Source organism: Winogradskyella helgolandensis (assembly GCF_013404085.1).
Taxonomy (GTDB): domain Bacteria; phylum Bacteroidota; class Bacteroidia; order Flavobacteriales; family Flavobacteriaceae; genus Winogradskyella; species Winogradskyella helgolandensis.
In genome coordinates, this window is record NZ_JABFHO010000002.1 from 139,758 (window position 1) to 164,681 (window position 24,924).

27 protein-coding genes are annotated in these 24,924 nt (G+C 33.7%); 15 read left to right on the forward strand and 12 right to left on the reverse strand.

Going from position 1 to position 24,924, the window contains the following annotated elements; all coding sequences use genetic code 11:
- Positions 1-45 precede the first annotated feature (45 nt).
- From HM992_RS19315 to HM992_RS19350, 8 genes are all read left to right on the forward strand, one after another.
- A complete protein-coding gene (locus tag HM992_RS19315; RefSeq protein WP_179321228.1) occupies positions 46-1,485 on the forward strand; it encodes an aldehyde dehydrogenase in 1,440 nt (479 codons plus the stop codon).
- A 174-nt stretch (positions 1,486-1,659) separates the two neighbouring features.
- Positions 1,660-1,935 (forward strand): hypothetical protein, encoded by a 276-nt coding sequence (locus HM992_RS19320; protein ID WP_179321229.1) that lies wholly within the window; start codon positions 1,660-1,662, stop codon positions 1,933-1,935.
- Complete coding sequence (locus HM992_RS19325; protein ID WP_179321230.1) at positions 1,916-2,698, forward strand: SDR family oxidoreductase; 783 nt, start codon at positions 1,916-1,918, stop codon at positions 2,696-2,698. Before HM992_RS19320 ends, HM992_RS19325 begins: the two co-directional genes overlap by 20 nt.
- 194 nt (positions 2,699-2,892) lie before the next feature.
- Positions 2,893-3,429 carry a 3-hydroxyanthranilate 3,4-dioxygenase gene (locus HM992_RS19330; protein ID WP_179321231.1) on the forward strand — a complete coding sequence of 179 codons (537 nt, stop codon included), beginning with the start codon at positions 2,893-2,895 and terminating at the stop codon, positions 3,427-3,429.
- Positions 3,430-3,557: 128 nt separating this feature from the next.
- Positions 3,558-4,643, forward strand: coding sequence for an amidohydrolase family protein (locus tag HM992_RS19335; RefSeq protein ID WP_178983575.1), 1,086 nt, complete (start codon positions 3,558-3,560; stop codon positions 4,641-4,643).
- A 41-nt stretch (positions 4,644-4,684) separates the two neighbouring features.
- Positions 4,685-5,326 (forward strand): O-methyltransferase, encoded by a 642-nt coding sequence (locus tag HM992_RS19340; RefSeq protein WP_179321232.1) that lies wholly within the window; start codon positions 4,685-4,687, stop codon positions 5,324-5,326.
- A 10-nt stretch (positions 5,327-5,336) separates the two neighbouring features.
- Complete coding sequence (locus HM992_RS19345) at positions 5,337-6,116, forward strand: HipA family kinase (protein ID WP_179321233.1); 780 nt, start codon at positions 5,337-5,339, stop codon at positions 6,114-6,116.
- Complete coding sequence (locus HM992_RS19350; protein WP_179321234.1) at positions 6,106-6,498, forward strand: DUF3037 domain-containing protein; 393 nt, start codon at positions 6,106-6,108, stop codon at positions 6,496-6,498. Before HM992_RS19345 ends, HM992_RS19350 begins: the two co-directional genes overlap by 11 nt.
- 69 nt (positions 6,499-6,567) lie before the next feature.
- Here HM992_RS19350 and HM992_RS19355 read toward each other — a convergent pair whose 3' ends face one another.
- The 7 genes from HM992_RS19355 to HM992_RS19385 all read right to left on the reverse strand — a co-directional run bounded on the left by HM992_RS19355 (position 6,568) and on the right by HM992_RS19385 (position 13,869).
- Positions 6,568-8,067, reverse strand: coding sequence for a S8 family peptidase (locus HM992_RS19355; protein WP_179321235.1), 1,500 nt, complete (start codon positions 8,065-8,067; stop codon positions 6,568-6,570).
- A 116-nt stretch (positions 8,068-8,183) separates the two neighbouring features.
- A complete protein-coding gene (locus HM992_RS19360; RefSeq protein ID WP_178983570.1) occupies positions 8,184-8,474 on the reverse strand; it encodes a Sec-independent protein translocase subunit TatA/TatB in 291 nt (96 codons plus the stop codon).
- A 97-nt stretch (positions 8,475-8,571) separates the two neighbouring features.
- A complete protein-coding gene (locus HM992_RS19365; RefSeq protein ID WP_179321236.1) occupies positions 8,572-10,869 on the reverse strand; it encodes a M1 family metallopeptidase in 2,298 nt (765 codons plus the stop codon).
- A 62-nt stretch (positions 10,870-10,931) separates the two neighbouring features.
- On the reverse strand, positions 10,932-11,438 hold the full coding sequence (locus tag HM992_RS19370; RefSeq protein ID WP_179321237.1) for a DUF6702 family protein: 507 nt from the start codon (positions 11,436-11,438) through the stop codon (positions 10,932-10,934).
- A gap of 47 nt (positions 11,439-11,485) precedes the next feature.
- Complete coding sequence (locus HM992_RS19375; RefSeq protein ID WP_179321238.1) at positions 11,486-12,283, reverse strand: peptidase associated/transthyretin-like domain-containing protein; 798 nt, start codon at positions 12,281-12,283, stop codon at positions 11,486-11,488.
- Positions 12,270-13,064: a peptidase associated/transthyretin-like domain-containing protein gene (locus HM992_RS19380; RefSeq protein ID WP_179321239.1), complete on the reverse strand. Its 795-nt coding sequence runs from the start codon at positions 13,062-13,064 to the stop codon at positions 12,270-12,272. The genes HM992_RS19375 and HM992_RS19380 overlap by 14 nt, the downstream gene beginning before the upstream one ends.
- Complete coding sequence (locus HM992_RS19385; protein WP_178983565.1) at positions 13,051-13,869, reverse strand: carboxypeptidase-like regulatory domain-containing protein; 819 nt, start codon at positions 13,867-13,869, stop codon at positions 13,051-13,053. The genes HM992_RS19380 and HM992_RS19385 overlap by 14 nt, the downstream gene beginning before the upstream one ends.
- 313 nt (positions 13,870-14,182) lie before the next feature.
- Between HM992_RS19385 and pepE the strand changes: the two genes are divergently transcribed.
- Positions 14,183-14,890, forward strand: coding sequence for a dipeptidase PepE (gene pepE / locus HM992_RS19390; RefSeq protein WP_179321240.1), 708 nt, complete (start codon positions 14,183-14,185; stop codon positions 14,888-14,890).
- Positions 14,891-15,006: 116 nt separating this feature from the next.
- Here pepE and HM992_RS19395 read toward each other — a convergent pair whose 3' ends face one another.
- Positions 15,007-15,402, reverse strand: a complete 396-nt coding sequence (locus HM992_RS19395) for an ankyrin repeat domain-containing protein (RefSeq protein WP_179321241.1) — start codon at positions 15,400-15,402, stop codon at positions 15,007-15,009.
- 264 nt (positions 15,403-15,666) lie between these two features.
- Between HM992_RS19395 and gpmI the strand changes: the two genes are divergently transcribed.
- Complete coding sequence (gpmI, locus tag HM992_RS19400) at positions 15,667-17,184, forward strand: 2,3-bisphosphoglycerate-independent phosphoglycerate mutase (protein WP_178983562.1); 1,518 nt, start codon at positions 15,667-15,669, stop codon at positions 17,182-17,184.
- A 48-nt stretch (positions 17,185-17,232) separates the two neighbouring features.
- Complete coding sequence (locus HM992_RS19405; protein ID WP_179321242.1) at positions 17,233-17,631, forward strand: BT0820 family HAD-type phosphatase; 399 nt, start codon at positions 17,233-17,235, stop codon at positions 17,629-17,631.
- Positions 17,632-17,641: 10 nt separating this feature from the next.
- Here the strand turns inward: HM992_RS19405 and HM992_RS19410 are convergent, their stop codons facing one another.
- Complete coding sequence (locus tag HM992_RS19410; RefSeq protein WP_179321243.1) at positions 17,642-18,910, reverse strand: acetyl-CoA hydrolase/transferase family protein; 1,269 nt, start codon at positions 18,908-18,910, stop codon at positions 17,642-17,644.
- Positions 18,911-19,150: 240 nt separating this feature from the next.
- Here HM992_RS19410 and map point away from each other — a divergent pair, with 240 nt between their 5' ends.
- The 4 genes from map to HM992_RS19430 are packed head-to-tail and all read left to right on the forward strand — an operon-like array spanning position 19,151 to position 21,890.
- A complete protein-coding gene (map, locus tag HM992_RS19415; protein WP_179321244.1) occupies positions 19,151-19,969 on the forward strand; it encodes a type I methionyl aminopeptidase in 819 nt (272 codons plus the stop codon).
- A 12-nt stretch (positions 19,970-19,981) separates the two neighbouring features.
- Positions 19,982-20,716, forward strand: coding sequence for a DUF6090 family protein (locus tag HM992_RS19420; protein WP_179321245.1), 735 nt, complete (start codon positions 19,982-19,984; stop codon positions 20,714-20,716).
- A gap of 8 nt (positions 20,717-20,724) precedes the next feature.
- Positions 20,725-21,507 (forward strand): class I SAM-dependent methyltransferase, encoded by a 783-nt coding sequence (locus HM992_RS19425; RefSeq protein ID WP_179321246.1) that lies wholly within the window; start codon positions 20,725-20,727, stop codon positions 21,505-21,507.
- A gap of 14 nt (positions 21,508-21,521) precedes the next feature.
- A complete protein-coding gene (locus HM992_RS19430) occupies positions 21,522-21,890 on the forward strand; it encodes a DUF423 domain-containing protein (protein WP_179321247.1) in 369 nt (122 codons plus the stop codon).
- 148 nt (positions 21,891-22,038) lie between these two features.
- Here HM992_RS19430 and HM992_RS19435 read toward each other — a convergent pair whose 3' ends face one another.
- The 3 genes from HM992_RS19435 to HM992_RS19445 all read right to left on the reverse strand — a co-directional run bounded on the left by HM992_RS19435 (position 22,039) and on the right by HM992_RS19445 (position 24,878).
- Positions 22,039-22,395 carry a hypothetical protein gene (locus HM992_RS19435; protein ID WP_179321248.1) on the reverse strand — a complete coding sequence of 119 codons (357 nt, stop codon included), beginning with the start codon at positions 22,393-22,395 and terminating at the stop codon, positions 22,039-22,041.
- A gap of 42 nt (positions 22,396-22,437) precedes the next feature.
- Entirely contained in the window at positions 22,438-23,313 is an 876-nt protein-coding gene (locus tag HM992_RS19440; RefSeq protein WP_179321249.1) for a hypothetical protein, read from the reverse strand.
- A 155-nt stretch (positions 23,314-23,468) separates the two neighbouring features.
- Entirely contained in the window at positions 23,469-24,878 is a 1,410-nt protein-coding gene (locus HM992_RS19445) for a leucine-rich repeat protein (RefSeq protein ID WP_179321250.1), read from the reverse strand.
- Positions 24,879-24,924: the final 46 nt, after the last annotated feature.

Below are 24,924 nucleotides of genomic sequence, written 5' to 3' on the forward strand. Positions count from 1 at the left end.
GATACTTCCTACCTCTTTTCTCTTGGTTCTTTCATCTGATAACACATGAACATCAAAAACTACATAAACGGAAATTTCCAAAACCCGATTCAAAACAATTGGATAGATAATTATTGTCCAGCAAATGGAGAAATCTATGGACAAATCCCAAACTCATCCAAAGAAGATGTTGAAAACGCCTATATCGCAGCAAAAACTGCATTTCCAACATGGAGCAAAACGACGCTAGAAGAACGTAGTAGAATTCTAATTAAAATTTCAGAATTACTTGAGGCCAACTTAGACCGTTTTGCAGAAGCCGAAAGTAAAGACAATGGCAAACCTATTTCATTAGCTAAAGCCGTTGATATTCCTAGAGCAGCAAGTAATTTTCGATTCTTTGGAAATGCGATTACACAATTTGCTAGTGAAAGTCATGAATCTGTTGGTCAACAAGCCGTCAATTACACCTTACGTCAACCGATTGGAGTTGTAGGTTGTATTTCACCTTGGAATCTTCCACTCTATCTCTTTACATGGAAAATTGCTCCAGCTCTAGCCGCAGGAAATTGTGTGGTTGCCAAACCTAGTGAAGTGACACCAATGACCGCTTACTTATTAGGCGAAATTTGTAACGAAGCAGGTTTACCAAAAGGCGTTTTAAATATTGTTCATGGTTTGGGAACCTCAACAGGACAAGCCATCATAGAACATATAGATATTAAAGCCATAAGTTTTACAGGAGGCACAGCAACAGGAGCACATATTGCTAGAGTCGCTGCACCAATGTTTAAAAAATTATCCCTAGAATTAGGAGGAAAAAACCCAAACATAATTTTTGCCGATTGCGATTATGAAGATATGTTAGCAACAACGGTTCAGTCATCTTTTGCTAATCAAGGGCAGATTTGCTTATGTGGCAGTCGCATTTTTGTGGAAGCTTCTATCTATGAAAAATTCAAAATAGACTTTGTTGAAAAAGTAAAAGCTTTAAAAGTTGGACATCCATCTGAAGCAGATACCAATATTGGAGCTTTAGTATCGAAACCTCATCTTGAAAAAGTAAAAGAATACATCAACATTGCGAAAGAAGAAAAAGGAACTGTTTTATGTGGTGGAAATGAAGTAACAATTAAAGGTTTCGAGAATGGTTATTATTTAGAACCTACAGTTATTGAAGTACCAAATGATGATTGCAGAGTAAACCAAGAAGAAATATTTGGACCTGTCGTTACTATAATGCCATTCAATTCAGAAGACGAAGTTTTAGAAATGGCAAACAAAGTAAAATATGGTTTATCTGCCACATTGTGGACCAATAACTTAAAACGAACTATGAAATTAAGTAACCAGCTACAAGCCGGAATTGTTTGGGTGAACACTTGGATGATGCGCGATTTAAGAACCCCTTTTGGAGGTGTTAAAGCATCTGGTGTTGGACGCGAAGGTGGATTTGAAGCTTTGCGTTTTTTTACGGAAGCCAAGAATGTTTGTATAAAGTATTAACCGTATCCAAAAGCCACCTTGAACAGAAGAGAATTTTTATTACTTGTTTGGACAAAATTTTTAAGACCAGTCTTATTTATTTTTATCATAATCTTTTGTGTCAATTTTCTAATTGATGTTTTTAAAGAAGGTAATTTCGATAATTTTATAAATATTGGAAAACTAATTATCCTAATGCTATTAATTTACATTTCGATATATTTTTTAAACATATTTATAGAATTAGTTAGAGATAAAATATATTTAATACTACCAGATTCTATTAAACAGATATTACAAATCTTCAGTAAAATCACAAGTTATATACTTCCTTTTATTTTAGGGGCATTAATTTATCATTTCTGGTTTGAAGACAAACCTAAAGCGATAGTATTAGTACTCATAATTTTAAATAGTAAAATAAGTAATTATAATAAAACCGAAAAAGAAAATGAATTTCAACCTCAATAACAAATACGCATTAGTTTGTGGTAGCACAGCAGGCATAGGAAAAGCAACAGCAATGGCTTTAGCTGCAGAAGGTGTTCAAGTCACTTTAATCGCTAGAAATGAAGACAAGTTAAAAGCAACACTTTCAGAATTACCTCAACAAAGACCACACGATTATATTGTGGCTGATTTTTCGAATCCAACAGAATTGAGAGCCAAAGTTTCAGACTATATTTCTAAACATCATGGGTTTCATATTTTGGTGAATAATACAGGAGGCCCAAAAGGTGGTCCTGTTTTTTCTGCTAACGTAGAAGAATTTGAATCGGCTTTTACACAGCATTTAAAATGTAACCATGTATTGGCTCAAAATGTTGTTCCTTTCATGAAACAGGAAGGTTATGGTCGCATTATCAATGTGATTTCAACATCTGTTAAACAACCTTTAGATGGACTTGGAGTTAGCAATACCATTCGTGGTGCAGTGGCAAACTGGAGCAAAACTTTGGCTAATGAATTGGGGCAATTTGGTATTACAGTAAACAATGTTTTACCAGGAGCTACAGGTACGGAACGTCTAGCTGAAATCATTAAAAATAAGTCGTCCAAGTCTGGAAACACCGAAGAAGAAGCTGCAAATGCTATGAAAAATGCTGTGCCTGCTAAACGTTTTGCTAAACCAGAAGAATTAGCAGATGCTATTACATTTTTAGCAAGTGAGCGTGCTGCTTATATAAATGGAATTAATCTTCCTGTTGATGGCGGACGAACAAAATCCTTATAAGTAGAAGACCTATCAGGTTTTAAAAACCTGACCGATCTATTTGTAGAATTTTAATTTTTTATCACTAATTTTATTGAATTGTTGAATCTGCGTTAAGGGTTGCAACGACATCCTTTTTTTGCTGCCATATATGGCAAAAAAAGATATAGTGAAAAACCTGACCCTTTTTAGGGTAACGCCCTAATAATAACCTCATGAGCAAAATATATCCTCCAATTAATTTTAAAGCTTGGATTGACGAGAACCGCCATTTACTAAAACCACCAGTTGGTAATAAGGTGGTTTGGAAAGATGGCGACTTTATTGTGATGGTCGTTGGCGGACCTAATAATAGAAAGGATTACCACTATAATGAGACACCAGAGTTTTTCCATCAAATTGAAGGAGATATAATTTTAAAAATTATTGAAGATGGTGAACCTAAAGATATTCATATTAAAGAAGGTGAGATTTTCTTATTACCACCAAAAGTTCCGCATTCACCGCAACGTGGAGCAAATACAGTAGGATTGGTTATCGAATATCCTAGAGAAAAAGGTGTTCAAGATGCTTTACTATGGTTCTGTGAAAACTGCACGACCAAATTGTACGAAGAGGATTTCACAGTTGAAAATATTGAAACGGATATGCCTGTAATTTTCGATAAATATTATGGTGATAAGGACAAACGGAAGTGTCCTAATTGTGGTGAAATAATGGAACCACCAGAAAAGGTTAAGATAGATAATTAAAGGTGGATTGATTTTCCAAAAAAGGAAACACCTTAAATTCATAAAACATAACTAACTAAAGAGTTCAATAATAATTTGAATTCCTATTAATAAGATTGCTACGGCAAACGCCTCGCAATGACGGAGACATGGAAAAACGCAAACTTAGAATAAACGGTCATTCACATTTACTTCCTTATCCAGAGGAAATACCACAATTTATGCAAGACAAAGGTATTTTCTGGGTAGATAAAGACCGGAAATTTATGCTTCAAAAAGACTGGAATCGACCAATTACTGATTCTAGTTTTTTCTTAAATGAAAAGTTAGCTTGGATGGAACGCTTTAATATAGACCATGCTGTGGTTCTAAACTTATCGCAACTTTATGGTAATGGACTTCGTGTTGAAGAAATGAAACAAGCCTTGCGCTTTCAGAATGATTTCAATGCTAAAATTCAACACAATAACCCGAGTAAATTTACTTGTGGTTTTGTTGTTCACCCTGGATTTGTAAGGGGTGCTTGTTGGGAAATTGAACGTTGTGTGGAGGTTTTAGGGCTTCAACTATTATGCCTACCAACCCATTATATGGACACGATTGGAACTTGGCGTTGTATTTTTGATGAAGAAAATGAGCCTATTTTTGAGTTGGCAAATAAATACAATCTTGCCGTTGAAATTCACCCATACGATGGTGAAAAATTCATAAAATTAGAAAACACATCATGGCGTTTTCATTTAATTTGGATGTTAGCACAATGCGCAGATGCTTATCATTTTTTAACTTTAAATGGTTTACAAGATAAATTCCCAAACATGCGTACTTGCTTTGCTCATGGAGGGCAATTGGCACAAATAAATTTAGGACGACGAATTCAAGGTTTTGACGGTAGACCCGATTTATTTGAAGGTAAAAGCCACCCTAGAAAAGCGGTTGGTCATAAAAATATATTCTTTGACACTTTAGTACACGATACAGGTGGCTTAGAGTTATTAATTAGAAATCAAGGTTCTAAACAAGTTATAATGGGATTAGATGACCCATACCCTTTAGGCGAAATGGAAAGCGAAAAACAATCGTCATATCCTGGTAAGATTATAGATTTAGCTATAGACAGAAAAATTATAACAGAAACAGAAGGCGATGCTATATGGGAAGATAACGTTATACAATGGTTATGTGGTGATGACGAAGTGGCTAAAAAGAAATTAGTAGATAGGATTTTATCCTAATGATTTCCTGAGTATTATTCCTCTAATTTAAATTATTATGTATGCATTTCTTGCCCGAAAACTTAGATAAATATGTAGTTGACCACTCTGAACAAGAACCTAAACTATTACAACAACTTACTAGAGAAACGTATCAAAAAGTATTACAGCCTATTATGCTTAGCGGACCTTACCAAGGTCGTGTTTTAAGTATGATATCTAAGTTAATTAGACCAAAATCTGTTTTAGAACTAGGAACGTTTACAGGCTATGCAACTTTATGTTTGGCTGAAGGACTTCAGGAAAACGGGAGGCTTCACACAATTGATATTAACGAAGAATTAGTTGATTTCCAACGAAAATATTTTGATGCGTCTGAATATGGAAAGCAAATTATTCAACACACAGGAAGCGCTTTAGACATAATTCCTGAATTAAACGAAACTTTTGATTTGATCTTTATTGATGCAGACAAACCGAACTATTCCAATTATTTCCATTTAATTATAGACAAATTAAATAAAGGAGGAGTTATTCTTTCAGATAACGTTTTATGGCATGGAAAAGTTGTAGAACCTTTAGATGAAAAAGATAAATCTACCAAAGCTGTTTTAGATTATAACACACTTCTTAAAAATGATAAACGTATTGAAACGGTCCTTCTACCAATAAGAGATGGCTTAACGATTAGTCGAAAAATATAATCACGCAGCTATGAGTAAAATTGACATACGCACCGCAGATGTTGTTAAATACATCACTCCTTTACGAGAAGGTGGTTCATTACCTGCCATCGTAAAAGCTAGCGACGGATTTCTTTATGTGTTAAAATTTAGAGGGGCTGGCCAGGGCACCAAAGCACTAATAGCAGAATTTATTGGAGGAGAATTAGCAAGAGCTATTGGTTTAAAAGTTCCGGAATTAGTTTTTCTAAATTTAGACGATTCCTTTAGCAAAACCGAACCCGATGAAGAAATACAAGATTTATTGAAATTTAGTGTGGGTTTAAATTTAGGCTTACACTATTTAAGTAGCTCTATTACTTTTGATCCTTTAGTTTCTGTTGCTGATGCAATGACATCTTCCAAAATCGTTTTGTTAGATAGCATTATTAGCAACATAGACCGAACCGTAAAAAACACCAATTTGCTTAATTGGAATAAGGAATTATGGGTCATAGATAATGGTGCTAGTTTCTATTTTCATCATAATTGGAGTACTTGGGAAAATCATCTTACAAGAACGTTTCCACTTATAAAAGATCATGTCCTTTTAGAACGTGCTTCCTTATTAAATGAAGCGTCTAAAGGGATTATAACTGCACTAACCCAAGACATCATTAAAGATATTGTATACAAAATACCTGAAGATTGGCTGATAAACGACTCGGATTCCTTTACTCCAGATGAAATGAGAAAGGCCTATATTGAATACTTAAATTCGAGACTCTTAAAAATTGACACCTTAGTAAAAGAAGCTGAAGATGCAAGATAAAGTTACTTTTGAATATGCTATTATTAGATTGGTTCCTAAAGTAGAACGTGAAGAATTTTTTAACGTCGGTGTTATTTTGTTTTCAAAGCGAAAAAAATTCCTTGGAGTTAAATTTAATGTCGACCAACAAAAATTGAATGCGTTTTCGTGCGAATTAGATTTAGAAGTTATAAATAATTACCTGAAATCTTGGGAATTAATCTCTAAAGGAGAGCCTTCAGGAGGTGCTATTGCCCAATTTGAATTGTCAGATCGGTTTAGATGGTTAGCTGCCTCTCGTAGCACGGTTATTCAAAGTTCTAAGACGCATTCTGGTATTACTGAGAATCCGGAGCACGAATTACAATCTATTTTTGAAAAGCACGTCTTAGACTTAGATTGAACTGCTTCAATTTCATTAGATAAGAAAAGCCTCACTAATTTTAGTGAGGCTTTCTAATTCAATTAAGGTTTACTGAACAGCCTCTAGAGCATCAATATTCCCATAACCAAAGCTACTATTTTTATTAGGATAAAATTCAGAAGACTGCTTTAACCTATTAAGCACTTGTGTCCTGCTCCAACTTGGATACTTAGACCATATTAAAGCTGCAATACCTGCTGTAGTTGCTGTTGCTACAGAAGATCCACCTGTGTAACGACGTTGACCATCATTAAAGCCTAATACAGGAGGTGCTTTACTTGTATTATTATCGCCCTCCATAATAATGGTGAAGTCTATTTTACTACCGCTATGACACGTATCACAACGCTCATAATTACTTCCATCATTAACACCGGTTACAGCCACAGTTTCGCTCATGGTCGCAGGAAAAATCACACCAAAACCATTAGTAAAACTAGTAGACGTTCCACCTGCTGCAAATATTAATTTGCCTTTACTGTAAGCATATCGCACGGCATCTTTTACATTACCAATAGACCAAACATAACCTATGGACATTGAAATTATTTTCACATCACTTCTATTGCCTAAATCTTTTAAAGCTTGAGAAACACCTTTACGCTCATGATAATCGTTTAAAAGCACATCTTCTGTAGCTCTATAAGCCACCAAATTAGAATTATAGGCCACACCTACAGGCATTCCGTTATCATTTCTTGGTGCTGCCATAGTAGATCCCATTGCTGTACCATGTCCACATTTATCGTGAGGACCATCGTAGTTACTAGACCACCACCAATTAGAATCTATAAAAGTGCCATACTTTTGAACAAATCGCCCTGATGAATAGCCATCATTAATTCCTACTGAATTTAATAACGCTTGCGACTTTGAAACACCTGTATCAATTAATCCAATGGTAACACCAGAACCTGTTGAAATATTCCATGCATCACGAATGTTATGCTCATCAAAATGCCAAGATACTTGTGCATTATTTGGAGCTATAGTAGAATAGTGCGCTGAATTAATTGAAGCTCCACTTGTATCACATCCTGAGCTTGATTTTTGTTGCACATCGGTATATTGATTATACCCATTTGGTTCCAAATACCGAACATAATCACTTTCTCTTAAAGCAATAATAGTTTCTAGCTTCGTTACTTCCGCATCAAAAACGGTTAGAATATCATCTTCTCTCAACTTAAAACTTTCTTTATCAACTTGTTCTTTGTTAAGAATAGTCGCGAGTAAACTGTTCTTTTTACTTTCGAGATCAGAATCACCTTCTTCACCAAAACTTTGACCTTCATTTCCATAACCCACAGTCAATACATTCTGTCCGTGCGTTAATGCGCTCCATAAAAAGTGCGCGTCTTCTTTATTCCAATCAAAATCACCAGTTGTTCGAATACTTTCACTAATACGTTGATTAATTTGCTCAACGGTTAAAGGGTTTTCTGGAAATTGAACCGCTTCTGATTCTGCATCAATAATAGTATCTTTAGAACAAGATACTATAGTAATTGCCACTACAAGCACTACCAAAGTGTACATTTTTTTCATATAATAAAATTTAGATTATTATTTAACCCTCTAAATATATTAAATAAAACACATTAATTAGCACCTAAATTTATGATTAAATTAAAAAATCAAATCACTTTATGAGAAATACGCAATTACTTATTGCGTTTTAATGATCCTGTGAAGTCTTCAAGATCATCTTTTATTTTATTGATTTCTTCTTGAACATTTTTTGTAACATCTTTATCTATGATGTTATTTTCCTTTGCACTTTTAGTCACTTCTTGCTTTATGTCATTTGATGCATCTTTTAATTGACGCATACCTTTACCTAAGCCTCTAGCTATTTCTGGAAGTTTATCTGCACCAAATACTAATACCACTATTAATAGTATCACCATAATTTCGGCAGCTCCAATGAATAATATTGTTAAATGATGTATCACGTTGCAAATATAGAATGAGTTTGTGGATTATACCACCTCAAAATTAAAAATAAAAAAAGCCAACTTAAAAAAGTTGGCTTAAATTTATCATCTTTAATTAATCTCTTGCTCTACCCTTAAACTTATCGAAATCGCTTTCTTTAACTTCTATAGGCCAAGAATTATTAGAGGTATCTACATCGGCCGTTTCTAGATCTGGATCTACTTGTACCGATACAATTTCCTTATCACTTGCAATAGCTTTAGTTACTTCCTTATCATTAAGCCTCCATACTTGAGCTGGATAAGTTTCTCTTGACTTAGTGCCATCAGCATAAGTATACTCAACAATTAACGGCATTACTAATCCACCTGGTTTATCAAACGTTATTTGATAGAAATATTTAGGTGCTTTTTTCATAGCCTTCTGCTCATCTGGTGTAAAATTATCCATGATGTATTCTTTTACTGTAGGTAAATCATCTAGGGACGCATTTGTTTTCATGGCATCTTCAAAACCTTCGGCACCTTCTTCAATAAAATACACTAAGCTTTCAGGATCTCTATTATAGCGCTCAGCCAGTCTTTTTCCATTATCATTTGGGGTTGTCGTTACCGCAAATTTCTTAACTTCTTTTACACCAATATCCGTATAATCTGTAGTATAAAACCAACCTCTCCAAAACCAATCTAAATCTACCGCTGAGGCATCTTCCATAGTACGGAAAAAATCTTCTGGAGTTGGGTGTTTAAACTTCCAACGATTTGCATATTCTTTAAATGAATAATCAAATAGCTCACGTCCCATTACGGTTTCTCTTAAAATATTTAAAGCTGTTGCAGGCTTACTATAAGCATTACTTCCAAATTGATAGGTATTTAAACCTTTGGTCATAACTGGTGCGATAAAATTTTGATCACCACCCATATATCTTACGATATTTTTAGCAGGTCCTCGTCGAGACGGAAATGCTTTGTGTTGTGGAGATAAAGCATCAGGATACCATTCCCCAAAATCTTGCTCAGCAACATATTGTGTAAAGGTATTTAAACCTTCGTCCATCCATGTCCATTGACGCTCATCACTATTTACAATCATTGGGAACCAATTGTGCCCAACTTCATGAATGATTACTCCAATCATTCCGTATTTAGTTCTATCAGAATAATTCCCTTCTTTATCTGGACGACCAAAATTAAAACAGATCATAGGATATTCCATTCCCATTGGTGTATTTACAGAAATCGCCTTGTGATAAGGATAATCAAATGTCATACGCGAATAGGTTTTTAAGGTACTCGCAACCGCTTTTGTAGACCATTGCTCCCAAAGCGGGTTTCCTTCTTTTGGATATAAGGAGACAGCCATAACATCTTTCTCACCAAGTTTTACAGCCATCATATCCCAAAGAAACTTACGAGAGGTTGCAAAACCAAAATCACGAACCATTTTTGCCGACAATTTCCAAGTTTTCTTGTCTTTACTTTTAGATTTCTCAGCGTTTCTTGCGTCTTCGTCTGTGACAATCATTACAGGATCGTCATAAGACTTCAGTGCTTTCTTGTAGCGTTTCATCATTTCTTTAGTGAATACTTCCTCACGATTTGTAAGTACTCCTGTTCCGTCTAAAATATGGTCTGCAGGCACTGTAATATTCACATCAAAATCACCAAATGGTAGTGCAAATTCATCTCGTCCCCAAAATTGAGAATTTTGCCACCCCTCTACATCATTATATACAGCCATTCGTGGGTAAAACTGAGCTATAGTATATAAGTTATTATCATCTTCTTCAAAATATTCATAACCAGAACGTCCTCTATCTTTAACATGATTATTTATATTGTACCACCATTTTATTTGGAACGAAAATTTATCTCCCGTGTTTATCGCTCGTGGCAATTCTACACGCATCATGGTACGATTTATAGTATGTTGCAAATCATTTCCATTAACATCTTTAACATGCATGATGTTAAAACCGCCATCAAAAGATTCTTTTAAATAAGACTTTACAACACTAGAAGATAAATTGGCAGGTGAAATTGCAGAACTACCAATTAGTGGTGTTTTTGAATCTTTTGCACGCATATTTTGATCTAATTGCACCCATAAATATTTTAATTCATCTGGGGAATTATTAGTATAGGTAATCGTTTCATCACCATACAATTTCGCATTGACATCATCGATTTCAATATCCATTTTATAATCTGCCTGTTGCTGATAATAGCCAGGGCCAGGAGCACCAGAACCTGTTCTAAACACATTTGGTGTAGAAAACTCATCATAAAGCTGTTTAAATTTGTTTTGGTTAGTATGACCTTGTTGGCGTTCGGCCTTTACGTCATTTTGAGCATAAGTACTAAAAGACGTAAAAAGTATAGCACACAAGAGGTAATTAAAAATTTTCATATAATTTTTTTGTTATTAAAATGATGTCCAAAATATGACTTTAAGATGGCTTTAACAGTTTTTTAATCAAATTTTAACACGCAAGTGTCATTCTCTGGCACTTGTAAAAAGCTCTGATTCTTTCCAAGAAGTTTTAACCTCACTATATTTTGTTGGTTAGAAAAGACATCGAATAAAATTTGATTGGTAACCTCTATGGACTTAATATTTGAAACATTTTCTATTTCTAAATAGCAATATGTAATATCATCTTTATATTCCTTTCCTATAAATTTGAAGTTAACATCTTGTCCATTTACAATAATTTTCAATTTATCAGATAGATACCTATTCATATAGGTTTCAACCGTTTCTGACTCATCTTCCACGGCAAGTGTTATCGCTTCATCATAACGTTTACGAAGTAACGTTTCAAAATCATCAATAAAAATTTGACTTATGATTTGAAGAGATTGTTGTTCCTCTGCATATTCTATTTCTGTTACACTAACGTAATATTCATGTGATGAAGAATTGGAAATTAAAAATGGAAGTGTAAAAAAGAGGATTAAAAAATATAGTGGTTTCATAGTTTGTTTTTCACTTGTATTATGCGTCTACAAAACGCATTCCAAAATTAGTCTTTAGTTTGTGATTTTCTATTTTCTTGATACACTTTTAGCTTTGCTTGCAAAAATTCCAATAGTGCAATATCATTATTCTGATTACAAAACTCTAAAAATTCATCGTCTTCTTGACAAAATAAAAAATACTCAGTCCGTAGATTTTCTGCTAAAGAATCATTTTCGAAAATAAAAGATTCATAATTTGCTTTTAATCCCTGAATGCAACGTTCTCTATCATCTAATTCTACAATGGCTTTTAATTTTTTAGTTCTACCACTGATTGTATTTAGTAGCTTATAAAAATTCACACTAAAACCAAGACCGACGCTGCCCCAAGAACCACCATCTGCATCATATAACTTTCTTTCATTTTGTGTTAATGGTTTTCCTTTATAGCCAGGAATCCCTAAATCATAAAAATTAATTTCGGGTTTGGCATCTGAATTTTGAAGATCGGATTCTAAGCTTCCGGTTAAAATTTTACCAACAATGACTTCATTTAATTCGCTTACATTTTCAATCATCTGAACATATAACTCACCCAATTGAATCACTGCATCAGAAACTACAACCTCTTGTGTTTGATATTTTACTCCAGAAATAACCAAAGTATCTAAGGCTTTAGCTGGGATAACAAAACTTCCATCTTCTTCAGAAATAGTATATTTTGCTGCTGTTTTATTTTGAATATGAAGTCCTTCAACCTCATCGTTTGCAATAAGTTGACCTTTGAGATCTTTAGTTTGTGCCTGAAGACTACAACACATTACAAAAACCAGAAGTAATGCTATGACTTTAATTGTCTTCATTTAATTGTATTTTAAAAATCTTTAATTTCTCTAAAAGAAAACTCACCTTCTGTATTTGATTTTCGTGTTCACAGATGGATGAGAACTGATTATCTTCTAAGCAAAATTGAAAAAATTCTTCCTTGTGATTATCAGAAATTGAAACGGCATCAAAAATGGCACTCGCATATTCTGATTTTAATTGATTGATGCATTTTTCATCCGATTCTCGTTTAACTCGCTCTTTATAGTCTTTGGTATCTCCGTTAATTCGATTCAATATTTTGTGGACGTTTATTGATATTCCTATACCGTAGTAATACACAAACTTTCCGTGATCCGCGTCATGCAAACGCTGTTCGCTTTGCGTTGGAGGAAGATCTGTGGAACCTGGAATTCCTAAATCATAAAAATTAATTTGTGGTGCAATTTTTAAATTTTCCAAATCAGATTCTAAGCTTCCGGTTAAGATTTTACCAACAATGACTTCATTTAATTCGCTTACATTCTCAATCATCTGAACATATAACTCACCCAATTGTATCACTGCATAAGAAACTACAACTTCTTGTGTTTGATATTTTACTCCAGAAATAACCAAAGTATCTAAGGCTTTAGCTGGAATAACAAAACTTCCATCTTCATTAGAAATGGTATATTTTGTCGCTGTTTTGTTTTGAATATGAAGCCCATCAACCTCATCCTCAGCAATTAACTTCCCGTTTAATTCGGTTCGTTGAGCGTTAACAAAAAGCACGCTAAAAAAGGCAGAGACAGCAAAAAGGATTTTACTCTTTTTCACTGGTGTCTTTTAAAAACGTTTTACTCAATTGAGAAATACGCTCTAAAAGTTGCATTTCATTATTCTCTTCAAACAAACTCTCCTCTACACCTTCTTTCTCAACATAGTCAATAAATGCTTCGACTTTATCTAAAGGGATTTCAAAATTATTATGGATATAATTAACACTATAAGCATCTAAAGCTTGCTTAAAAGGAGTTTGCTTTAATTGCTTTTCTTTTTCGGTTTTAAACTTAATTCTATCCGTATTAACCACTTGGCTAATTAAAAATCCGGCTACATTAACCAAATTGATCATATTATCCATGCGCGGATTGTACTCATTAAACGCCAAATTATCGGCTTTAGTTTTGTAATCTGCAGAGAACTCAAAATCTTCAATATTATCTAATCCAAAATAAACATCATCCAAACTGACATTATAGGTTCTAACATTTTCTAAATCTGCACCCAAGTTTCCGGTGAGATCAAAAGGCAATAAAACAACCTCATCTAATTTATTGACGTCCTCTACAAGAATAACTGTTAATCGTTTTGAGGTCATCACTTTATCTGTAATTGTAACCGTAAAATCTTTAAATTGAAGTGCTCCAAATTCAATAACATCATTAAGTGCTACTTTGATTTCAAAATTTCCATCTGCGTCTGTGTAGGTGCCTTTATTGGAAGACGAATTAAAAACCGCTACTCCTTCTTTATCATCAGAGGAAACCACGATTCTACCATTTACGGTAATTCTATCAATATCTTGACTAAAGGTTGTTAATGTGGTAACTAAGAATAATAAGAGTAGTATTTTTTTCATGTGTTGGATTTAATTTTGGTTCTTGTACTAAATTTCGGTTATATTCTTCAATTCTCATAGGATTATGCTCGTAAATGTTTGTTAAATGATAAAATAGCACAATGAACTTAACTTTTTCTTTTGCCTACAAATTTTCCATTTTGAACTCTAATTTCGCTCTTTATTTATAAACGTAAACCTACTATGTTGACAAAAAAACACCTTTATTACAGTCCAAAAGCTAAACTTTTCGACTTAAAACAAAAAGTCAAGATGAGTTCGTTTAAAAAAGATTGACTTTCTTTGTAAAACTGTATAACTAAATTATTGCATTTTGAAATCAATTATAATTGCAAGTACGTCTACCATTCATGGTAGCGGTTATTTGGAGTATTTATTAGACGAATTAGAAATTCATTTTAAATCTTCAAATGAAATTTTATTTATTCCATACGCTAGGCCTGGAGGTATTTCGCAAGATGATTATACAAAAACAGCATCTAAAGCTTTTTCTAAAATAGGAAAAACAGTAAAAGGCATTCACGAATTTAACAATGCTGAAGAAGCCATTCAAAATGCCCAAGGTATTTTTGTTGGTGGCGGTAATACTTTTGTTTTAGTGTCTCAATTGTACAAAAACAAGGTTTTGAAACCTATAAAAGATGCTATAAATAATGGCACACCATATTTAGGCACAAGTGCAGGAAGTAATATTTGTGGCTTAACTATGAATACTACTAATGATATGCCAATAGTATATCCACCGAGTTTTAAAACCTTAGGGTTAGTGCCATTTAATATTAATCCGCATTACCTAGACCCAATAGAAGGCAGTACGCATATGGGAGAAACTAGAGAAACACGGATAAAGGAATTTCACGCGTATAATAGTCAGCCTGTAATTGGTTTACGAGAAGGAAGTTGGATTGCTATTAGTGGCAATACTCTCACTTTAAAAGGCACTTTAGATGCTCGGGTTTTTGAGTATAACAAAGAGCCTTATGAAATTACAACTCATTCAGATTTAGGTTTTTTAAAATAGGTTTAAGCCCTATTCATGTGCCATAATTTAAAAGATAAAAACAAGATATTTATAGACACAAAAAAGCGTCCTTTGGACGCTTTTTTCAACTAACTAACTCAAATAATTGCCTACTCCTAGACATCTTTGTTTTTAAATCGTTTCAGAAATAATTCTGCTTCAGTGGCTTTAGAAATTTGCGCATGATTTAATGCTGTATTACCTAAATCACAGGGTTCGTGAATTTTAGAACCTGCAGTAATTAACGCTTTAATAATTTCTACACGATTATATTTTGCGGCATAGTGAATTGGCATCATACCATTTGACTTTGCATTTACATCTGCTCCAGCTTTTATAAGCCTATTAACTTCTTCAAAGTTTCCAGTAGCAACAGCTTTACACAAAGGACTGACTTCAATTGTTGCTACACTTACTTCATTTAATTCTGAAGTTAAAAGATTATTGGATGCATTTACATTTGACATTGAGAAGCCTAATGCTAAGGCTAATACGATTACTGATTTTTTCATGATGAAAGATTTTAAATTTAATTGATTGTTTTTTGATTATACTAAATAGACGACATATCTCCTTAAGTGTTACACTAAAAAAATTTTTATAACATTTTTTTAACGATTTGAAAACAAATATGTTAACTCCATCACAAAACGTAAACAAAACATTACCAACTCTCTAGCCAAACTTAATTTAGAGATAATATTTTAAATTTTTTCGTCCTACAGATTTGTTGTAGCGTTGTATAGTATTATCTTTGATACTCAAAACAATTAGACATGAACAAGAAGGTTATTTTAATGATTTTAGACGGTTGGGGAAAATCACCTGACCCTAAAGTTTCGGCTATAGACAATGCACAAACTCCATTTATAGATTCTCTATACACTAAATATCCTAATGCCAGTCTAAGGACAGACGGACTCCATGTTGGCCTACCAGAAGGACAAATGGGAAATAGCGAAGTAGGACACATGAATTTGGGTGCTGGTCGTATTGTATATCAAGATTTAGTAAAGATTAACCTTGCTGTAGAAAATAATACACTTCGTGAAGAACCCGTTTTAAAAACAGCTTTTGAATATGCTAAAGCCAATAATAAAAATGTACATTTATTAGGTTTAGTTAGTGATGGTGGAGTTCATTCTCATATAAATCATCTTTATGGCTTATTGAATGCCACTAACGATTACGGATTAGAAAACGTCTTTGTACATGCCTTTACAGATGGTAGAGATGTAGACCCAAAATCGGGAGCTGGTTTTATTTCAGATTTAGAAAAGCATCTTGATAAAACCTCCGGAAAACTAGCATCAGTAACGGGTCGTTACTATGCTATGGATAGAGATAAACGTTGGGAACGTGTAAAAATAGTTTATGATGCGTTAGTCAATGGAGAAGGTGAAAAAACTCAGAATGCAGTACAATCTATCCAAGATAATTATGACAAGGATGTTACAGACGAATTCATCAAACCTTTAATTGTTACAGACAATGATAATCAACCTGTAGCAACTATTAAAGACGATGATGTTGTTATCTTTTTCAATTTTAGAACAGATAGAGGAAGACAATTGACGGAAGCATTAACTCAAACTGATTTTCATGAGTTTAATATGCATAAACTGAATCTTTACTATGTAACCATAACTAATTACGACAATACGTTTAAGGGCATTAACGTTGTTTTCAATAAAGACAACCTAACAGAAACTCTAGGTGAAGTCTTAGAGAAACATCATAAAAAGCAAATTCGTATTGCTGAAACAGAGAAATATCCTCATGTCACTTTTTTCTTTTCAGGCGGACAAGAAAAACCATTTGAAGGTGAAACTCGAATTCTAAGAAACTCACCAAAAGTAGCGACTTACGATTTAAAACCAGAAATGAGTGTTTATGAATTAACAGATGCTTTAATTCCTGAACTTAAAAAAGGAGACGTTGATTTTGTATGCTTAAACTTTGCCAATGGAGATATGGTTGGCCATACAGGCGTTATGCAAGCAGCGATAGAAGCTTGTGAACACGTGGACAAATGCGTTAAAGAAGTTGTGACTACAGCCTTAGAAAATGATTATACCACTATTTTAATTGCTGATCATGGTAACTGCGAAACCATGATAAATCCGGATGGTTCACCAAATACGGCGCACACGACTAACCCTGTTCCAGTAATATTAATAGACAACGATTTAAAAACGATTAAGGATGGTGTTTTAGGAGATATCGCACCAACTATTTTAAAGTTAATTGGCGTACCGCAACCAAAAGCAATGACAAGAGAAAGCCTTGTATAATTTTCTTATTATTGTAACTTTGCTCCAGACCCAGATACTTTAAATAGCATGAATTTTCAAAACAGATTAATAATAGCCGTAGATTTTGATGGCACCATAGTAGATGATGCCTATCCGAAGATTGGAAAAACACGCATCTTTGCTTTTGAAACTTTAAAACGACTCCAAGAAGATGGTCATCGTCTCATTTTATGGACGTATCGCTGTGGTGCTAAGCTAGATGAAGCTGTGCAATTTTGCAAAGACAATGGCATTGAGTTTTACGCTGTAAATGCTAGTTTTCCTGAAGAAAAATATGACTACAGCAGAAGTCGAAAAATCCATGCAGACCTCTTTATAGATGATAGAAATATAGGCGGTATTCTAGGTTGGGGAGAAGTATACCAAATCATCACTAATGAAGAACCAAACATTCCGCCAGCACCTAAAAAGTGGTGGAAGTTTTAAACCATATCATTTATTTTATCATATCAAAATACGCCTTATCGATAGCTTCCCGATGATCTGGATGCGCAATATCCACTAAAGCTTTTACTCTATTCTTAATCGTTTGGCCGTATAGATTGGCAATACCATATTCTGTTACCACATATTGTACATGTGCTCTTGTGGTTACAACTCCTGCGCCTGGTTTTAATATTGGTACAATTCTGCTAATACCATTTTTAGTTACTGATGGTAGTGCTATAATAGCTTTACCTCCCTGACTTAATGATGCTCCCCTTATAAAATCCATCTGACCACCAACTCCAGAATACATATCAGAACCTATTGAATCTGCACAAACTTGACCCGTGAGATCGACTTCTATCGCAGAATTGATAGCCACCATCTTTGGATTTTGTTTAATATATGCTGGATTATTAGTATAATTTGAAGCACGCATTTCTACAAACGGATTATCATCTACATAATCATATAAGCGTTTGGATCCCATTAAAAATGTAGATAAGGCACGCCCACGATTAATCTTTTTATAATTACCGTTAATCACATTATTCAGAATTAAATCAATAACTCCATCTGAAAACATTTCGGTATGCAAACCTAAATCTTTATGATTCGTTAAGCGTGTTAAGACAGCATTTGGAATAGAACCAATACCCATTTGCAAAGTACTTCTATCTTCAATTAATCCGGCTACATAATCACCAATTTTACTTTCAATAGCATTAGGTTCTGCCATTATATACGTAGGAATTTCCTCATCTGCCTCTACAAAATAATCAATTTCTGAGATATGTATAATACCTGCTCCATGTGTTCTTGGCATTTGCGGATTTACTTGCGCAATCACTGTCTTCGCATTATCTATGGCTGCTAAAATGGCCTCAACAGAAACACCCAATGAACAATAGCCATGACGATCTGGTACAGATACATGAATCAATACCACATCCAGTTCTAAAACACGTTGTTGAAAAAGGCGCGGTAATTCACTTAAAAAAACTGGAGTGTAAGATCCGTTACCAGCTTTTATGGTGTGTCTTACATTTTTCCCTAAGAAAAAGGAATTAATATGAAAGCTGTCCTTTAATTCTGGATTGGCATAAGGTGCGACTCCTTCTGTATGCAACTGACAAACTTCAACATTACGAAGTTCTTCATGTCTTGCTGATAATGCTTTCACAAGTGCTTGTGGTGCTGCCGCAGCTGCTTGGATATAGACACGATCATTAGATTTTACAACTTTTAAGGCGTCTTCTGCGGTAACCGTTTTATACATAATTAATCCATTTTAGATTGCAAATTTAGAGTAAAGCTATTACTTAAGAACTGTTATATATCATGTTTTGAAATAGTCATCGGTCAACACGTATTGCTTACAATTTTAATTCTATAGTACTTTATTTATCCTAAGGACTACTATTCAGTTAGCTGTGACGTAAATAATATTCATTTTCTTTGGTAGTAATTTTAATCAAGAAATGGTATTACCTATCTTTGCCGCTCAATATTTTGAATCATGATTATAGTAAAAACAGCAGAAGAGATTGAATTAATGCGTCAAAGCGCACTTATCGTATCTAAAACTTTAGGTATGTTGGCTAAAGAAACAAAGGAAGGTGTAACAACCAATCATTTGGATGCCATCGCAGAAGAGTTTATTAGAGACCATGGTGCTTTACCTGGTTTTAAAGGCCTTTACGATTGTCCTTCAACATTACTTTGTAGTGTTAATGAAGCTGTAGTTCATGGTTTACCAACAGATATTCCATTAAAAGATGGTGATATTGTGTCTATAGATTGTGGTTCATTTATGAATGGCTTTTATGGCGATCACGCGTATACGTTTGAAATTGGAAATGTTGCTGAAGAGACTAAGAAACTCATTCAGATTACTAAAGAATCACTTTACAAAGGTATTGAGCAATTAAAAATTGGCAATCGTGTTGGTGATGTCGGTTATGCTATTCAGAAATATACCGAAGACCAAGGGTACGGTGTTGTTAGAGAATTGGTAGGACATGGTTTAGGAAGAAAAATGCACGAAGATCCTGAAATGCCTAACTACGGAAAACGTGGCCGTGGTAAGAAATTTATTGAAGGTATGGTTGTTGCCATTGAACCAATGATCAATTTAGGAACGCATAAAGTCAAACAATTGAGTGATGGTTGGACGATTGTAACACAAGATGGAAAACCAAGTGTACACTTTGAACACGATGTTGCTATTGTAGATGGGAAACCAGAAATACTTTCTACATTTGCGTATGTACATGAGGCTTTGGGTATTACTTCAGATGAAGAAGATGCTTTTAGACAGAAGGCACTTGTTTTATAGTTATATTTGGTGATGCTTAAATTTTTTCGAAAAATTAGATACAACCTTATAAGTAAAAATAAAACAGGGAACTATATTAAATATGCTCTGGGAGAAATTATTCTAGTAGTAATTGGCATCTTAATAGCACTTCAAATTAATAACTGGAATACACATAGAAAAGATGTTATTTTAGAAAAAGAATATCTTACTAGATTAAAAAGTGATTTAGGATTTGATCAAAGTTTACTAAAAAGGATTACAATTGATAGATATGAACGTAAGGTAGCATGTCTTGAAAAAGGTAAAGCCTACAATCAAGGTAATTATATTATAAAAGACACATTACAATTTTTGGAGGATATTGGTTATGGTGGAGTTTTTGGTAATGTAAATTGGAGTCTGAACACAAATACATATAACGAACTTATTAGCACTGGTAATTTGAGAAAAATACAGAGTGACTCCTTAAGAAATAGCATTGTCACTTATTACGAAGTTAGCAATGCACTTCAAATTTCTGGAAGAGATTACATCAGTGGTTATATTAATTTTGTAAATTCATTAAGACCTTATAACCCAAAAAATAAAAAATCAGATATTGTATTTGATACACTAACTATGCTTAAGCATTTAAAGACTGAAGAATATTACCGATTAGCTAATCTCGAATTAACACTAGCTCATAGTGTTACTAACTATGCAGATAAGTTAACCAAACAATCACAAGAATTAGTGACTAATATTGAAACCGCTTTGAAAGACTAATATTTTTCGTGAAAAAACTCTTTAAACTTATTCTCAATATAATTCCAAGGCCTTTACTGATAAGATTGAGTTACGTAGCACGTCCAATTTTAGCTTTCTTTTTAAAAGGCAATACATTCACTGACCCAATTGATGGTAAAAGTTTCAAAACCTTTTTACCTTATGGCTACGGAAACCAACGCAACAATGTACTTTCGCCTTCCACTTTAAGCTTAGAACGTCACCGCTTATTATGGTTGTATCTTAATAGTGAAACGGATTTCTTTTCACGAGATACTGAATTAAGTTCAACATTAAGCGTTCTCCACTTTGCACCAGAACAATGTTTTTTAAAACGTTTTAGAAGTCTTAAAAACTTAAAATATACGACTACCGATTTACTGTCTCCTATTGCAGATGTTAAGGCTGATATTTGCGATTTACCTTTTGAAGATAACAGTTATGATGTAATTCTTTGTAATCATGTATTAGAGCATATTCCTGATGATACTAAAGCCATGCAAGAATTATACAGAGTGATGAAACCTGGTGGTTATGGTATATTTCAGATTCCACAAGAATTAGATAGAGCGGTCACTTTTGAAGATGACTCGATTACAGACAAAGATGAACGTGCCAAGATTTTTGGCCAATATGACCATGTTCGTGTTTATGGTCGTGATTATTTTGATAAGCTACGTTCCATAGGTTTTAAAGTTGAAGAAGTGGATTACACAGCTACCCTTTCTAATGAAGATATTGAAAAATACTGCTTAGCGAAAGGTGAAATTATTCCTGTAGTTTACAAATAAAATAACGTACTAAAATGACGCAACACATTATAATTGCAACTGGAGCTTTATTCGGCATGCTCGCTGTAATCTTTGGTGCTTTTGGCGCACATGCTTTAAAGAAAATCTTATCTGCAGATCAATTACATAGCTTTGAAGTTGGTGTAAAATATCAAATGTATCACGCCATCGTATTATTAGCTTTAGGTCTATGCGCTGCCGACGTTACCTCAGCAACATATTGGTGTTTTACAATCGGTATTATATTATTCTCCTTTAGTATTTACGGTTTAATTTTATCAGATGCTAAAGGCAAAAAGCTTCGGTTTCTAGGCCCTGTGACTCCGATTGGAGGATTGTTATTGGTAATCGGTTGGTTGTTGGTGTTGGTTCATGCTTTTTAATGATTAATTAGGGTATAATTACCACTTCATTTATCTAAACAAAAAAAGCTGAGCCATTTAATGACTCAGCCTTAGCTAGATTTCTAATTAATAAAAAAACACATGATTACTATTAGCTCTAGTTCTATTATCAAGCTCTCGTTTAACTTTAGGATAATAAATTAACAACAAGCTCTTGCTCTGCTACTCCTCCCAAACCGTCTGATGCACTTACTAAAATTGTATTTTCTCCAGATACGAACAAGCTATATTCTATAACGTAGGTTAAAGCGTTTAAATCTTCAATTAATAAATTGTTATTTAAGTAAATGGCATAAACAACCTCGTCATCGTCTAGATCTATAGACGCGGTCCAATTAAAAGGTATGCCTATGTTTGTTGCTGCTCCCTCTGTTAATACAAAAGCACTTGGATTACTATTTTCTTTAGATTGATCATCATCTGCATTACAATTAAAAAGCAATAGCGTTACCCCAATAAAAAGTATAGATTTAAAAATTTTCATAGGGTTTGATGTTATTTGGGTGTTTAAATTTGGTTGTATTGTTTAATGAAAAGGACTACCACAAGATTCTGCAGTTTTAAGACAACTCGCTTTGTGCTCATCGGCTAATTTCCAACCTCTAAGTGTTTTTTGTCCTTCTGGACTTTGCCAATAGGCATTGTTCTTATCTTTAATATATTTACTGTAAGCGTCTGCCTCTTTTTGCATAGTAGCCAAATCTGCTTCATCTTTAGACGTTAGCGTATAGGCAATTTGTTTTTCACGCATAGCGGTTAAATAATCAGATACCATTTTACGCACATTCTCTTGAGACAAGGCCTTATATTCTGGTGCTTTTCTTGGGTCTGGTCCTGCACTATTATTTAGAGCTATATTTTTTGCTTTATTTAAAAATTTACCGAAACCTTTTTTCTTTTTTTTAGTCTTTGAAGTTGCCTCACCATCTGGAGTTGTACCTTTTAGCACATAAACTCTTCTTATATCACCAAATTCTGTACGGCTGCTAAAATGATCTATAAAAAAAATATAATTGCCAATAGCTACATAACCTTCGTTAAACACATTTTCGTAAATAATATATGTGTTGGGAAACCCAGTAAAAGTTTGTCTATTTTTTGTAAAATCTGCAATATATTGGCTTCCTTTTTCGTCATTATCATTTTTGTCTATAATAGCTATTCCAGAGTCTATACCTTCATGATTTAATAATTTCACGATAACTTCTTGTGGCTCGTTATATTGACCAACTCTTTCTTGACTAAGATTTATTGACTGTTTTCCTTCGTTATCAACGCCAACACCTGGATACTCAATGTAAACTGGGTTTTCGCCTTTTGCTTTAATATTTTCAAAAAATGTTTGCTGTGCAAATGTACTTGTGGTTACTAATGCAATAAAAAATAAAATAATGTACTTCATAATAAATTTGGTTTTATAATTATGACACAAAAGTGATAAGCTTTGGTAAAAGGATTTTCAACTTTTTAGTGAATGGTAAGATTTTGTAAATGAATAGCAACAAAAAAGGAAAGCCTTTATGACTTTCCTTTTATTGGTATAATTAGAACTATGATTTATTCCTTTATAAATCGTTTTACATGTTGATTTTCTTCTAAATCTATAATCTTAATGAGATAAACCCCACTTGCCAAATCTGATATAGATAGTTGTTTATGGTTAAATGTTTTTACTTTTTGTCTTTGTAAATTAAATACTTCAACGAGTTGAATTTCTTTATCTGATTGTATCGTTAAAATATCTTTCACAGGATTTGGATATATTAATGGTGTAGAACTTTTTTCAAGAACACTTATCCCTAAAGTACTACTCTCTTCTATAGGATTGAAATTTTGCCAATAAGCTGCTGCTTCATAAGCTGTAGTAGCACCAGTAGGGACAGTAAGTAAAGTGTTAGAATAGTTTAAATTATAGAAAACAGTATCATCAATAGTTATTGGTGTATCAATATTTACATATACAGCAATTAATCCAGTACAATTCCCAAAAGCATACCTTTCAATAGATGTTACAGAGTTAGGTATGGTAATATCTGTTAAACTAGTGCAATTGTCAAAAGTAGCTTCAGCAATAGACGTTACGGAGTCAGGGATATTTACAGAACTTAAATTAGTGCAATAGTGAAACGCATACTCACCAAGAGACGTTACCGAATTCGGTATACTTACAGAGGTTAAACTCGTACAAGAAGAAAATGCAGAATTCCCAATATTTGTTACTGAATTAGGAATATTTAAAGTCGTTAACCCACTACAATTGGCAAAAGCAGCAGCTCCAATAGTAACTACCGAATTAGGAATATCTAAAGTTGTTAAACTAGTACATTCATAAAAAGCCTGACTATCAATAGACGTTACTGAGTTAGGAATACTTAATGAAGTTATGCTACTACACGCATAAAATGCAGAATCTCCAATAGATGTTACAGAATTAGGTATACTTACAGAAGTTAAACTATTGCAATAATTAAACACATGGTCTCCAATGCTAGTTACTGAATTAGGAATATCAACCGACGTTAAACCTGTGCAATCTTGAAATGCAGAATCTCCAATAGATGTTACAGAATTAGGAATACTTATAGAAGTTAGATTATAACTACCATAGAAAGCACTTTCCCCAATAGACGTAACAGAATTAGGTATGCTAACTGAACTTAAATCATAGCATCCTTTAAAAGCCGCCGAACCAATAGATGTTACCGAATTAGGAATACTAACAGAAGTTAAAGCATAGCAACCGTAAAAAGCACTATCTCCAATAGACGTAACGCTATAAGTAACTCCATTGTAAGTTACAGTAGCAGGTATAGTAGCAGCTCCGAAAAAATAAGCGTGTGTAGATACTCTAGCCGTATTAGGAGCAAGGTCAATACCTATGTAATAATTAATACCTCCAGAAGTAAAAGTAGTTGCATGAATGCTGCTCACAATTAATAAGCTGCATATGAGTAATAATTTTTTCATAATAAATTTGGTTTTATAATTATGAAACAAAAATGACAAGCTTTGC

What these genes read in the sequence shown, in the direction of transcription:
- map (WP_179321244.1), top strand. Translation starts at nt 19,151, where the DNA reads ATGATTATAGTAAAAACAGCAGAAGAGATTGAATTAATGCGTCAAAGC.
- HM992_RS19320 (WP_179321229.1), top strand. Translation starts at nt 1,660, where the DNA reads ATGCTATTAATTTACATTTCGATATATTTTTTAAACATATTTATAGAA.
- HM992_RS19365 (WP_179321236.1), bottom strand. Translation starts at nt 10,869, where the DNA reads ATGAAAATTTTTAATTACCTCTTGTGTGCTATACTTTTTACGTCTTTT.
- HM992_RS19375 (WP_179321238.1), bottom strand. Translation starts at nt 12,283, where the DNA reads ATGAAGACAATTAAAGTCATAGCATTACTTCTGGTTTTTGTAATGTGT.
- HM992_RS19385 (WP_178983565.1), bottom strand. Translation starts at nt 13,869, where the DNA reads ATGAAAAAAATACTACTCTTATTATTCTTAGTTACCACATTAACAACC.
- HM992_RS19395 (WP_179321241.1), bottom strand. Translation starts at nt 15,402, where the DNA reads ATGAAAAAATCAGTAATCGTATTAGCCTTAGCATTAGGCTTCTCAATG.
- HM992_RS19335 (WP_178983575.1), top strand. Translation starts at nt 3,558, where the DNA reads ATGGAAAAACGCAAACTTAGAATAAACGGTCATTCACATTTACTTCCT.
- HM992_RS19315 (WP_179321228.1), top strand. Translation starts at nt 46, where the DNA reads ATGAACATCAAAAACTACATAAACGGAAATTTCCAAAACCCGATTCAA.
- HM992_RS19445 (WP_179321250.1), bottom strand. Translation starts at nt 24,878, where the DNA reads ATGAAAAAATTATTACTCATATGCAGCTTATTAATTGTGAGCAGCATT.
- HM992_RS19405 (WP_179321242.1), top strand. Translation starts at nt 17,233, where the DNA reads ATGAATTTTCAAAACAGATTAATAATAGCCGTAGATTTTGATGGCACC.
- HM992_RS19370 (WP_179321237.1), bottom strand. Translation starts at nt 11,438, where the DNA reads ATGAAACCACTATATTTTTTAATCCTCTTTTTTACACTTCCATTTTTA.
- HM992_RS19420 (WP_179321245.1), top strand. Translation starts at nt 19,982, where the DNA reads ATGCTTAAATTTTTTCGAAAAATTAGATACAACCTTATAAGTAAAAAT.
- HM992_RS19440 (WP_179321249.1), bottom strand. Translation starts at nt 23,313, where the DNA reads ATGAAGTACATTATTTTATTTTTTATTGCATTAGTAACCACAAGTACA.
- HM992_RS19430 (WP_179321247.1), top strand. Translation starts at nt 21,522, where the DNA reads ATGACGCAACACATTATAATTGCAACTGGAGCTTTATTCGGCATGCTC.
- HM992_RS19435 (WP_179321248.1), bottom strand. Translation starts at nt 22,395, where the DNA reads ATGAAAATTTTTAAATCTATACTTTTTATTGGGGTAACGCTATTGCTT.
- HM992_RS19325 (WP_179321230.1), top strand. Translation starts at nt 1,916, where the DNA reads ATGAATTTCAACCTCAATAACAAATACGCATTAGTTTGTGGTAGCACA.
- HM992_RS19330 (WP_179321231.1), top strand. Translation starts at nt 2,893, where the DNA reads ATGAGCAAAATATATCCTCCAATTAATTTTAAAGCTTGGATTGACGAG.
- HM992_RS19410 (WP_179321243.1), bottom strand. Translation starts at nt 18,910, where the DNA reads ATGTATAAAACGGTTACCGCAGAAGACGCCTTAAAAGTTGTAAAATCT.
- HM992_RS19355 (WP_179321235.1), bottom strand. Translation starts at nt 8,067, where the DNA reads ATGAAAAAAATGTACACTTTGGTAGTGCTTGTAGTGGCAATTACTATA.
- HM992_RS19345 (WP_179321233.1), top strand. Translation starts at nt 5,337, where the DNA reads ATGAGTAAAATTGACATACGCACCGCAGATGTTGTTAAATACATCACT.
- gpmI (WP_178983562.1), top strand. Translation starts at nt 15,667, where the DNA reads ATGAACAAGAAGGTTATTTTAATGATTTTAGACGGTTGGGGAAAATCA.
- HM992_RS19340 (WP_179321232.1), top strand. Translation starts at nt 4,685, where the DNA reads ATGCATTTCTTGCCCGAAAACTTAGATAAATATGTAGTTGACCACTCT.
- HM992_RS19350 (WP_179321234.1), top strand. Translation starts at nt 6,106, where the DNA reads ATGCAAGATAAAGTTACTTTTGAATATGCTATTATTAGATTGGTTCCT.